10 protein-coding genes are annotated in these 12,421 nt (G+C 39.7%); 5 read left to right on the top strand and 5 right to left on the bottom strand.

The genetic code is table 11. The features are described from left to right. Window positions 1-25: 25 nt before the first annotated feature. The 3 genes from AC0VX1_RS04490 (at window position 26) to AC0VX1_RS04480 (ending at window position 2,591) form a co-directional block, all read left to right on the top strand. Window positions 26-196: a hypothetical protein gene (locus AC0VX1_RS04490; RefSeq protein ID WP_156404290.1), complete on the top strand. Its 171-nt coding sequence runs from the start codon at window positions 26-28 to the stop codon at window positions 194-196. Window positions 197-672: 476 nt separating this feature from the next. Beyond that, window positions 673-1,350 carry a FadR/GntR family transcriptional regulator gene (locus tag AC0VX1_RS04485; protein ID WP_413022323.1) on the top strand — a complete coding sequence of 226 codons (678 nt, stop codon included), beginning with the start codon at window positions 673-675 and terminating at the stop codon, window positions 1,348-1,350. 14 nt (window positions 1,351-1,364) lie between these two features. Next, window positions 1,365-2,591, top strand: coding sequence for a CynX/NimT family MFS transporter (locus AC0VX1_RS04480; RefSeq protein WP_475470076.1), 1,227 nt, complete (start codon window positions 1,365-1,367; stop codon window positions 2,589-2,591). Between the two features lie 565 nt (window positions 2,592-3,156). On the opposite strand, the gene yhbH is transcribed toward AC0VX1_RS04480, so the two are convergent. Next, window positions 3,157-4,326: a sporulation protein YhbH gene (gene yhbH / locus AC0VX1_RS04475; protein WP_057275627.1), complete on the bottom strand. Its 1,170-nt coding sequence runs from the start codon at window positions 4,324-4,326 to the stop codon at window positions 3,157-3,159. Between the two features lie 466 nt (window positions 4,327-4,792). Next, the gene (locus AC0VX1_RS04470) at window positions 4,793-4,972 is read right to left on the bottom strand and encodes a hypothetical protein (RefSeq protein ID WP_034315155.1); all 180 of its coding nucleotides are present in this window, start codon (window positions 4,970-4,972) and stop codon (window positions 4,793-4,795) included. 118 nt (window positions 4,973-5,090) lie between these two features. Here AC0VX1_RS04470 and AC0VX1_RS04465 point away from each other — a divergent pair, with 118 nt between their 5' ends. Then, the gene (locus tag AC0VX1_RS04465) at window positions 5,091-5,300 is read left to right on the top strand and encodes a metal ABC transporter ATPase (RefSeq protein WP_034315156.1); all 210 of its coding nucleotides are present in this window, start codon (window positions 5,091-5,093) and stop codon (window positions 5,298-5,300) included. A gap of 212 nt (window positions 5,301-5,512) precedes the next feature. Here AC0VX1_RS04465 and AC0VX1_RS04460 read toward each other — a convergent pair whose 3' ends face one another. From AC0VX1_RS04460 to AC0VX1_RS04450, 3 genes are all read right to left on the bottom strand, one after another. After that, window positions 5,513-7,408 carry a PrkA family serine protein kinase gene (locus AC0VX1_RS04460; RefSeq protein WP_034315159.1) on the bottom strand — a complete coding sequence of 632 codons (1,896 nt, stop codon included), beginning with the start codon at window positions 7,406-7,408 and terminating at the stop codon, window positions 5,513-5,515. Window positions 7,409-7,907: 499 nt separating this feature from the next. Then, window positions 7,908-9,542 carry an APC family permease gene (locus AC0VX1_RS04455; RefSeq protein ID WP_063577250.1) on the bottom strand — a complete coding sequence of 545 codons (1,635 nt, stop codon included), beginning with the start codon at window positions 9,540-9,542 and terminating at the stop codon, window positions 7,908-7,910. Window positions 9,543-9,746: 204 nt separating this feature from the next. Then, complete coding sequence (locus AC0VX1_RS04450) at window positions 9,747-10,736, bottom strand: glutaminase (protein ID WP_413022322.1); 990 nt, start codon at window positions 10,734-10,736, stop codon at window positions 9,747-9,749. Window positions 10,737-11,157: 421 nt separating this feature from the next. Between AC0VX1_RS04450 and AC0VX1_RS04445 the strand changes: the two genes are divergently transcribed. Continuing rightward, window positions 11,158-12,420, top strand: coding sequence for a sensor histidine kinase (locus tag AC0VX1_RS04445; RefSeq protein ID WP_034315597.1), 1,263 nt, complete (start codon window positions 11,158-11,160; stop codon window positions 12,418-12,420). Window position 12,421: the final 1 nt, after the last annotated feature.

Here is a 12,421-nt window from a genome sequence, read left to right as displayed (position 1 = left end):
CCCTTTTAAAAGGAGGGATGAAAAAATGTATTTGCTCCATTCACCACGAAAGGGAATCATCCACACTGAATTGCACTATTTAGGAATGGCCTCACAGGTATATACCGGTTATCTGCAATTTTTAAGCGAAATTGAACCGAAACAAGAAACCGAGTACCTACAGGCGCCGCTCCCCTTTTCAAATGGGAACGGATAGTTTCCCGCTTCGTACCTTATATTAAAGAAAAACCGACCTTTTAATAGGTCGGTTTCAGACTGTAGACAAACTCGATGAAAATCGAGTTTGTCTATTTTTATGGCTTGTACAATTTGGACGTTGATTGGAACGTAGGGCACTCACATTCCGCGGGCGGTCGGGGAGCCTCCTCGGCTTTCGCCTGCGGGGTCTCCCCTAGACACGCTTTTCCCGCAGGAGTCTCGAACACCCGCTCCAATCAACTTTGTTTTAAAAGAAATAACACCTTTTGTCTACAAACTAATAATAAAGGAGAATCTGAAACACTCTAACACCGACGATGGAAAGGGAGCGGATTTCTGAAATCAACTGCAATTTTTTCTGAAGAATAAAAGGGAAACAAATTTGGATTTAAAATACTCCTTACACCCATTTTCAACATACATATGTTAAAATAACCAATGAACCAATCATCCTACAAATTCGAGGTGTGTATCTTGACCATATCCAAAACAAATCGCTTATCACTTGTAGAGCAGGTGGTTTCCCAAATCGAATCGTTAATCGAATCAGGTGAATGGAAAATAGGAAATCAAATTCCACCTGAAATGGATTTGATCCAACAGTTCGATGTTAGCAGAAATACATTAAGGGAAGCTGTACGATCACTTGTTTATGCAGGGCTTTTAGTAACGAAACAAGGAAAGGGGACATTCGTAAGGTCATCAAGTGCCTTGGGGGCAGCATTTGAAAGAAGGATCCAGCAGTCAAGTATATTAGAAACGTTAGAGGTCCGTCATGCCCTTGAAAGAGAAGGAGCCCAGTTGGCGGCATTAAGACGTAATCAAGAAGATATAGAACAATTGCGGTTTCATATATCAGCCTGCAGTAGAGCTGCCGAAGCAAAGGATATCAAGGCCTACGAAGAAGCGGATATACAGTTACATAAATCGATTATGGTTTCATCACATAATGATTTATTGATTGATTTGTACGAACATATGGAACACTCCCTGCATGAATCCATCCATCAGATAGTGGTGATGAGTTCTGATGTGAACTTTCATTTGAACATTCATTGCAAACTTGTGGATGCCATCATCGGACAAGATGTGAACCGGGCAATCGAAACAGTTAATGAATACATTGCACAATTCAAAAAATCTTTAGAGTAAGTAAGGAGGAGATTATGGGCATTCATCAAGCGGCAAATCAACTAGAACAAAGAAAAGTGGATATTAAACCCAGATTAGGACTGCTCATCATCGGAATCATTCTTCTTGGGGCAAATCTGAGGGCTCCCTTAACATCGGTTGGACCCCTTGTCACTTCGATCCGTGATAACTTGGGGATTTCCAATACATTATCAGGTTCATTAACGACATTGCCTTTGCTTTCCTTCGCTTTATTATCACCGTTTGCTCCTAGGATAGCACGGCGTTTTGGAATGGAGCTCACACTTTTCCTTTCCTTGGTATTATTAACGATCGGAATTGGGATACGCTCAGTTGGCGGAGTGCCGACATTGTTCATAGGGACCATTTTAATCGGGTTAGCCATTGCAATAGGCAATGTTTTGTTACCCAGTCTGATTAAACATAACTTTGCCAGGAACATCGGTTTGATGACAGGAACCTATGCTGTTTCCATGAATTTATGCGGCGCAATAGGTTCTGGGATCAGCATTCCCCTTGCTTCTTCATCCGGATTGGGATGGGCTGGTGCCCTTGGATGTTGGGGGATTTTATCACTTATTACAGTTTTCTTATGGATGCCGCAATTAAGACGGCCATTCAACTCAGGTAAGGATGTACAAACGGCGCAAAAGGATAAAAAGATTAACTTATGGCGTTCTGGTTTAGCCTGGCAAATTACATTTTTCATGGGTTTGCAATCGTTTATTTTCTATACAGTAATTACCTGGATGCCTGAAATCCTGGAGCAAAAAGGCCTGAATGCTGATGAAGCTGGCTGGATGCTTTCCATCATGCAGCTTGCAGTCATTCCCATAACATTCCTTGTGCCAATTTTAGCTGGGCGCTTACAAAGTCAGCGTCTGTTAGTGGTCCCGCCTGTCATCTTCCTTATATCAGGGATATTCGGAATATTATCCGGAAGCACTCTCTTCATCCCAGTATGCATGATATTGATTGGGATTGGAGTCGGAACCATATTCAGTTTATCGATGATGTTCTTTAGTCTTCGAACACAAAGCACCCATGAAGCGACGGAATTATCAGGAATGGCACAATCATTCGGGTACCTTTTAGCTGCCATTGGACCGGTTTTATTCGGATTGCTTCATGACATTACACACAGCTGGACTCTTCCCTTACTGATGTTGGCCGCTATATCGGCACTTATTTTCATTGTTGGAATGCGTGCAGGAAAAAATGAATATGTAACGACTCAATAAAGCCAGTAAAGGTATAAAAGGTTCTAAACGGCAATGGCCCCGGTATTGTACCGGGGCCATTTACATACCAGCCACTGATAGCGGTACGACAGGTTCCCATTCCGTGATTTTAATTTCGAATAAGTAGAGAGTGGTCTTTGGTTTAAATAGAGAAGGAATATATGGCGTTCTCGCTTCTCGTTTCGGTCATTTCGCGGCTCCCTTATCTTTAGTAAAAATTATCAACCTCAAACTCTGTCAGATAAGAAAGTTTCACCTTCTCCATTTGGAGAAAAAGAAATGACCTATACTTAGAGGAGGTTGCTGCATATTATGGTTCATTATCATTGGGTTAAAGTACAAAGTGATTCCGATAACTCATTTACATTCTTTGGACCCTCGCTCAATATCCGAATGATGTGCATGCGAAAAAGCCATTGCTTAATGTTGAGCAATGGCCTTTGTGTATTTCCTTAATACGAAATAAAACCGAATATTCCGAAAAGGGCGTCCGATGTGAACCGTCCGCCTTTTTACCTTCAACTATATTGAATTGAAAAAAAAATTACTCTCCACTCTTCCTATTTTAAGCATACTTCTTACTTTCCTCATCTTTAAAAAAGCTCTTCATTGCATGGAAAACATCAGCCTTTTGCTTAAGGATATAGTACCTGAATTTTTCATTATCGATGTTCTTATAAGCTGTCATCAATGTCGAATGGCGATTGTATTGATTGACTTCCCCGTATCCGAACATATTGGAAACCTTCATGAGTTCTTCAACAAGCTTAACGCATCGGACGTTATCGGATGTTAGGTTATCACCATCGGAAAAGTGAAACGGATAGATATTAAACTTCGCAGGGTCATATTTATGATCAATAAGTTCTAATGCTTTTCGGTATACGGACGAACAAATCGTACCGCCGCTTTCCCCTTTTGAAAAGAAATCCTCTTCCGGAACGACTTTCGCTTCTGTATGATGGGCAATGAACTCGATTTCCACGGTTTCATATTTTGTCCGCAAGAAACGGTTCATCCAAAAGAAAAAGCTTCGAGCCATATATTTTTCCCATAACCCCATACTTCCGGAAGTATCCATCATTGCCAGTACAACTGCTTTGGAATCAGGTTTCTGAACCTCATTCCAGGTTTTGAATTTAAAGTCTTCCTTATAAATAGGGTGAAAACCGGGGTGCCCTCTTAAGGCGTTCCGTTTGAAAGCGGATATCATCGTTTTCTTTTTATCGATATTTCCCATTAGGCCTGTCTTGCGGATGTCGTTGAATTCAATATGTTCAAGAGTGTGCTCCGCATGTTCTTTCTTCTGAAGATTAGGGAGTTCCAGTTGACTGAACAGGGCCTCCTCCAATTCCATCATCGACACTTCGGCTTCATAATAATCCTCGCCGGCCTTGTCACCTGCACCTTGGCCCTTACCGGCTCCGGCATCGGACGGTGAGCCATCCCTTGCGACTACATCCCCCACTTTACTGTCTCCATCGCCTTGCCCTACATGTTTGTTCTTATCATAGTTATAACGAATTTTGTATTCATCCAAGGAGCGAATGGGGATCTTGATGACATCCCGGCCATTGGACATTACGATGCTTTCTTCTGAAATTAGATCAGGCAAATTATTCTTGATCGCTTCCTGCACCTTTTCCTGATGACGTTGTTGATCATCATAGCCTTTCCGATGGAGGGTCCAATTTTCCTGTGAGATTACATACTGTTGATTATTCTCTTCCGACATTCTCTTCCCCCCTTAAAAATGTTTGCACGCTTTTCATCATTCCTTCATATAATAAGTTAGTGTGGGAATGCCCACATCATTCCGGTTTTCCATTGAAAAATACAGTGCGAAAAAACGGATGAAAAGAAAAGTATTACTCTATCTTATGCAGCGACGCAGGATAATTTACAACAAAATTAATAATGGATGTTTGCCCATGAACTAGACAAGTCCTGACAGGGGTGTTAAAGCCCTTTAAGGTTATTTCTAAATAAGGAATATAACAAAACGAACAGACCTGATGATTTTCAGGTCTGTTCGTTTTTTCATTCATTCGTAATAGGATCGCTTTAAGCCAGAAGTAATGGAGCAGCAAAAGACTTCCAAGGACATTTAAAAAAGCAATGGAACACAACAAAAAGGGTGTCCCAGCAGTTTTCTGGACACCCCTTTTACACAGATAGAATGATTCTGGTTGTGGTATTCGTCAATCCTTCTCTTCCTCTATTTCATGTTGAACTGTACCTGGGCGTTTATCCCACTCTTTCAATTCTTCATTCGTCCTTTGATTTTCCATCTGCTTTCCAAGTTCTTTCATCTCTTCATAATCCTTAGCCATGGAGCTATTTTCCGGTACATGTTCTTTTTTCAGTTCCTCTTTGCTCATTTGCCATCACCTCTACTTGTTGATACCCAATATTACCAAATCCGAAACGTAACATATCTAATGGAAATATGGGGTATAGATAAAACATTATGAGCAAATGTAAGGAGGTGCAAGATCTATGCAAACAACAACCCTTTATGTAAAGGAAGCAACGTCAGAAGGCCCAATTTTAAATCTGGAGTCCATACTTTTGAAAACGGAAGGTGTGGAACGTGCGATCATCGATGTTGATGATGGGGAAATTAAAATCGACCATAGCGAAGAAAAACTATCACCGAATCAACTTATTACACTTATTGAACAGTATGGCTTGAATGTAACTAAATAGAAATCAATAGCACCGGGTTTCCTTCATTCAGAAGGGCCCGATGCTTTGTTGAGTTATAATCTCCCATGCCTACTATAATCACCGTTTTCAAAAGATTCATGATTTCAATAGAAATTCTGGATTTCCTCTAATCCACCTTTCATCCATCCAACCTACCGTAAACGGTAATAAACCCCTGCCCGATGAGGGGGCAGGAGCAAAAAAACCATGGATTACCGATTTAACAAGCTGCCCACATAGCGCAGCAAATCATTGGCTGAAGTCGAATTATATCCATGCTCGTCTATAAGTCTCGTGATGACCTCGTTCACTTTCTTCAGTTGCCTTTCGTCTGGTGTCTTCGTTGAAGTGGTGATCTTAACGACATCCTTCAAATCAGCGAATAGTTTTTTCTGGATCGCTTCCCGTAAACGATCGTGGGAATTATAATCAAATCGCTTCCCTTTACGGGCATATGCTGAAATTCGAATCAATATTTCTTCGCGGAATGCTTTTTTTGCATTCTCGGAAATTCCAATTTGCTCTTCTATCGAGCGCATCAATTTTTCATCTGGGTTGATTTCTTCTCCAGTCAATGGATCGCGCAGCCTTGATTTATTGCAGTATGCTTCGACATTATCCAGATAATTATCCATGAGGATTTTCGCCGACTCTTCATATGAATATACAAAAGCTTTTTGCACTTCATTTTTTGCAATGGCATCGTATTCTTTACGTGCCAGTGAAATGAAATTTAAATACCGCTCCCGGAGTTCGTTCGTAATGGACGGATGCTGGTCAAGACCTGCTTTTAATGACATAAGTACATCCAATGCATTAATGGACGGATTCTCCTTACGTATGATCGTAGAGGAAATCCGGTTAATTACGTAACGCGGGTCGATTCCGCTCATGCCTTCGTCCTGATATTCTTTTTTCAATTCATTGATGTCTGCGGAATTAAATCCTTCAACATTTTCCCCATCATAAAGCCTCATCTTTTTCACTAAATCGATATCGCCCTTTTTGGGATCTTTCAGGCGGGTCATGATGCTGAAGATTGCCGCCACCCTCAATGTATGCGGGGCTATATGAACATCCGAGACATCACTTTCACGAATCATTTTTTCATAAATCTTCTCTTCCTCGGTAACCTTCAAGTTATATGGAATAGGCATGACAATGATACGAGAATGCAATGCTTCATTTTTCTTGTTGGAAATGAACGCTTTATACTCCGTTTCATTCGTATGAGCCACAATGAGTTCATCTGCACTGATCAATGCAAAACGGCCAGCTTTAAAATTCCCCTCTTGTGTTAATGATAGCAAATGCCATAAGAATTTCTCATCACATTTCAGCATCTCCTGGAACTCCATCATCCCGCGGTTCGCCTTGTTCAGCTCGCCATCAAAGCGATAGGCACGCGGATCTGATTCAGAACCGTATTCGGCAATGGTCGAAAAATCGATGCTGCCCGTCAAATCAGCAATATCCTGTGACTTAGGGTCAGAAGGACTGAATGTTCCAATTCCAACACGCTTATCCTCCGAAAGGAAAATACGTTCGACCATAACATCTTCAATCCTGCTTCCATACTCCTGTTCTAATCTCATTACATTCAGCGGCGAAAGATTTCCTTCAATCCTGATGCCATATTCTTCAAAGAAATCATCCCGTAAATACTGCGGGATGAGATGCAGTGGATCTTCATGCATCGGGCATCCTTTTATTGCATAAATCGCACCAGAGTCTTTTAACGAATAATTTTCAAGTCCACGCTTCAGTAAAGAAACGAGTGTGGACTTCCCACCTGACACCGGACCCATGAGAAGCAATATCCGCTTACGGACATCCAGCCGTTTTGCTGCCGGATGGAAATATTCCTCGATGAGCCTTTCCAGTGAATCTTCAAGGCCAAATAACTGACCGCTGAAAAAATTGTATTTCTTTGTCCCATTTACTTCTTCTATCCCTGCATCTCTGATCATGTTGTATACACGTGAATGAGCAGATTGAGCAACTAAAGGCGTTTCTTTCAATATTTCTAAGTACTCTGCGAAGGTGCCTTCCCACTTCAGCTTCTGTTCATCTTCTCTAAATTTTTCGATTTTCTTTAAAATATCCATTAAGGAACCTCCCCCTGTCACTTTCAGAGAATACTTAAATCTATGCTCCAAGTCTGACAAACATGTCAGACTTTAAAAAGTGGACGGGCATTGTTTCGAATCCCCCTTGACTCTCCATGTATCGAAAAGGGCTTAATCATTGAGAATTGATGACAAATATGCTGGCAAGAAAATTTGTGTGCACTCCTGCTAAAAATTAGGGTATACTAAGCCTATACTTAAGTGGGACAATATGGGTAAAGGGAGGTCACAACATGGGCACAGTTATTATCGTTGCAGTTGCTTTAACATTTTTAGCCGCTATCTTCACTGCCGGGTATGACGATAAACCAGGTGTGAAATAAAAAATAACAGCCTTTTCTAAAACTCCAAAAAAAGGGACAGCAAATTAAATTTGCCGTCCCTTTTTTTATTCCTCATCTATATATAAATATAGAAGCACTTTCGAAGTCATTCACGAATGGCTTATTGAGCATGCCAAACGAATAGGCTTCATCATTTATACAGCGTTCTTTTTATCAGTTTGAGCTGAAACGTTGTTCTCCATCGATCTCAAGTCTTCATTTACTTTTTGTCCTTGTTCCAAATATTCCGTTTGGAAACCACTCTTTAATGCCCAACTATAAAACATTAGTGATAAACATGTAATGATGACCATATCCAAACCAAATGGGATTATATTTAGTCCACCAAACTTTTCACTGCCTAAGTATGAAATGGTCATCATACAGAGTAAGTAAACAACCATCCAAAGCCCTGCTGAAAAGTTTTGGCGGAATCCCTTCCATTTTATTTTTGATTGATAATAGAAATAAACGGGAAGACCAGCCATAATGATAAATAATACTTGACCTGTAAGCGGCCATCTTGCCCAATATAGAACCAAAGAAGCAAAAACAAAGCCCAGTGGTGCAATGATGCTTAATCCTTTTAAACGTAATGGTCTGTACAAGTTCTGACCTGTGCGTCTTAATGTCATTACAGTAACTGGACCTGTAATATAAGAGACTAAAGTCGCAACTGAAATAACCTCTGCCAATACGCCCCAGCCTCTAAACATGAATAAAAATAAGAAAGATACGCCTAGATTAAAAAACATGGCTTGACGCGGGATACCATAAAGAGGATGCAGTTTTCCAAACACGCTTGGTAAATATTTATTCTTTTCCATTCCATAAAGCATTCGTGACGTTGTCGCCGTGTATGTTATTCCTGTCCCCGAAGGAGAAATAAAAGCATCTACGTATAGTAAAATAACCAACCAGTTTATGCCTAAAACAATTGCTAAGTCAGCAAACGGTGAATTGAAATTCAAATGTTGCCATCCATTCACAATCATGGACGGGTCAACGGCTCCAATAAATGCAACCTGTAATAGAACGTAGATGACCGTTGCAATTAAAATGGAGCCAATTACTGCAATTGGGATCGAACGTCCAGGATTCTTTGCCTCACCTGCCATGTTAATTGGACTTTGAAAACCGTTAAATGCAAAGATGATACCAGAAGTTGCTACAGCAGTAAGTACACTTGCCCATCCATTAGGAGCGATACTTCCTGCAGATGTAAAATTGGATGCATGAAACCCGGCAAATAAAAGTGAGCCAATCGTAAGTCCAGGAATAATAACCTTAAAGACTGTAATGAATGAATTAGCTTTCGAAAACAAACTGACTGTCCAGTAATTTAATAAAAAGTAGACGATCAGCAATACAGAGGCAATTGCCAAGCCTCCCCCAGTAAGACTTCCATTTTCTACTAAACCATGTGTCCACCGTGCCCATTCCCATGGCCATGAGCTCATATATTGAACAGAAGCAATCGCTTCAACTGGAATTACGGAAACGATTGCAATCCAGTTTGCCCAGCCTGCAATAAACCCTAAAAAAGAACCATGAGAGTACTGCGTGTATTTTACCATTCCCCCAGCTTCAGGAAACATAGACCCTAATTCACTGTAAGATAGTGCGATAAATAAAATAACAACCATCCCGATAATCCAAGAGATAATGGCAGCGGGTCCTGCAATCTGTGCCGCTCTCCAAGCTCCGAATAACCAACCTGAGCCAATAATTGACCCGAGTCCCACCATCATTAACGAAAATGTTCCCATCTTTCGCTGCATATTATTCATACATTTTTCACCATGCTTTCTAAAATTATTCTTTACGTTTAAAAGTAACTGGATTAATGATTCGTGTAGTGCGCCCAATTACATCTTAAAGTAATTGCTGCATTTACATCACCTCTTGTAAAAGTTTGAAAATTGATGAGGAAACCTTAAAGATCTCCCCTTATTGCTTCTATTAATTACACCGGAACCAAATTTTTCTGCATTTCAGAAAATGCTTAAATCCCATTCTTGTGCCATTTGTTTCAATAACAGACTACCTGCTACGCTATTCCCATATTCATCGATGGCTGGTCCATAAATACCAATGCCACATCCATCTTGAAAAGGCATTCCGCTTCTGGCACTTGGAGGAACTAGTGCCATAATCCCGCCAGATACTCCGCTTTTGGCCGGCACCCCAATAAAAGCCGCAAATTTCCCCGAAGCATTGTACATACCGCAAGTAAGCATTAATGCTTTGGCAAGCTTAGCCAATTTTTTAGGGATTACTTGTTCTTTACGAACGGGATGGTAACCATCTTGAGCAAGAATCAGTCCAAGGAGGGCTATGTCTTCTGTGGTCACTTCTATGGAACATTGCATGAGGTAAACCTCTAAAGCTTCCTCTACTTCCGATTCCAAATAATTCGTCTCTTTCAAATAGTGAGCCAAAGCTCTATTTCTATGAGAGGTTAACCACTCAGATTGATACACTTCCTCATTGATTGTCGGGCGCTTCCCTAACAAATTTTCAAATAGCTCATAGAGAAATTCCAATTTATTTTGTGAAGAATCCCCTGGGAGAAGCGAAGCTACTGTAATCGCCCCCGCATTTATCATAGGATTGAACGGCTTTCCCGGCTTATGCATTTCTAAACGAATAATTGAATTGAAAGCATCCCCAGTCGGTTCCACATCGACCCTCTCTAACACATAAGAAATGCCGCGACCCATACATGCGGCTATAAAGCTAAGCACTTTTGAAATACTTTGCAGCGTGAAAGGAACTTCCCAATCCCCTGACTTGATCATTGTTCCACCCGGCTCCAGTATGGTAATGCCCAATTGCGATAAATGTGCATTTCTCAATGCCGGTATATAATTAGCGGTTTGTCCTTCAATAGCAAAGGATCTGTAATATGCTACCCATTCATCTAAGTCGGATTTTCTTTGACTATTAACGTGAATGTCATACTCTTTTGACAATTCTTCAATCACATTCTTCCACCTCTTCAATTGTTGTATCATTATATTTTCAATATGAGCGTTTTACCGAATGCCATTACTAGATTCGATGAAAAAATAATGAATATTCTAAAAATTGTTAAGCGCTTTCAAAAATTTCTTTCTGCTTAATTTTAAATTGGGAACTACATAATCATACAAAAACCTACAAAATCTAAAAAATAAAAATCCACTAAAAAAACGTGATCATCTCACATGTCCCGTTACCATTTTTTGTGGATAGAAAAACAATTTGGTTTTGCCATAATTGATTATAAGCCGTTCTATTCAGGAAAAAGTAAGCGTTGTATTGAAGCCGATGAAACTGTATACTGATTTTTTAAACAAATTAGGAGGTGACGACTTGTATCTCAGTACGTTAATGAAAAAAGAGGTCTATGTCCTTGCTTTGATGTTGTTAACTGTGCCATTAGCAGGCGAATTGAGTTTTTATCCTTTCAATGAAACGTTTCGGGTAAGTTTTGGTGTGCCTGCATTTTTCTTCTTTTTACTATTATTACAAAAAACGCCTGCCATATTTTCGGGCATCTTGACTGGAACAATGGTTGTGATATTTCGCATTCTAATCGACTTTTTCATGCAGGATAATTTCTCCTGGATTTCCGCATTTCACGCTCATTATCCTAGTTTTTTCTTTTATTTTACCTATTCCGTTCTATTCTATTTTGCGAAAATCAACCGCTTTCAAAGCCGAACTTTGATTATTGGATTTATTGGTCTCATTATCGAAATATTGTCCGACTCCGTAGAATTAATCTTTCAATATATTGTGTTGGAAACAACGATTACGTTTGGTTCACTAAATGAGATGATCGTGATCGCATTCGGCCACAGTTTTATCGTTTTGAGCTTTTTTAATATGATGAAACTTTATGAAGCACAATCAAGGGAGAGGCAAATCAGAAAACAAAATGAACATATGCTGATGCTCATTTCCAATTTATACGAGGAAACGATTCATTTAAAAAAAACATTAAAAAATGCTGAGAATATTACAAAGAAATCATATGATTTGTATCGCGAATTAAAAGCATTGGAAAAAAGGGAAAAGCAACTTCATGATCTTACAGAGCCATATAGTCAAAAAGCATTACGCATCGCTGGTGAAATGCATGAAGTCAAGAAAGATAATCAACGGATTTTTGCTGGTCTCTCCAAATTGATCTCCAATGAGAGTTTTAAAGATTATATGAATGCTGCTGAACTTTTTTATTTAATTATCCGAATTAATGAAAAATATGCCTTATCATTAGGAAAGGACATTCAATTTGAATACTCATTGGAAGGAAAAAACGATTCACCCTATCATGTATATACTGTGTTATCTCTTTTCAATAATTTAGTCGCCAATGCAGTGGAAGCAATTAAAGAAAAGGGAATCGTCCGTTTAAGTTTGTTTGAAATTAGTGACAATGTAGAATTTAAAGTTGCTGATACCGGACCTGGAATTCCTCAAAAATATCAGACTGTCATATTCAAACCTGGTTTTACATCAAAGTATGATCAGTTCGGGACACCTTCAACAGGGATTGGACTCTCATATGTTAAAGAAGTCGTGAAAGAACTGGGAGGGGATATCCTATTTGAGAATAGTTTTAATGGCGCTGTTTTTTCAATAAAGTTACCAATCCAGAAGTTGATTCAGAAAGGGTGAT

It is taken from the genome of Peribacillus sp. QJM3NY_7 (assembly GCF_056173225.1).
Note: the sequence above shows the minus strand (reverse complement) of the source record. Positions and strands in the feature narration are given on the sequence as shown.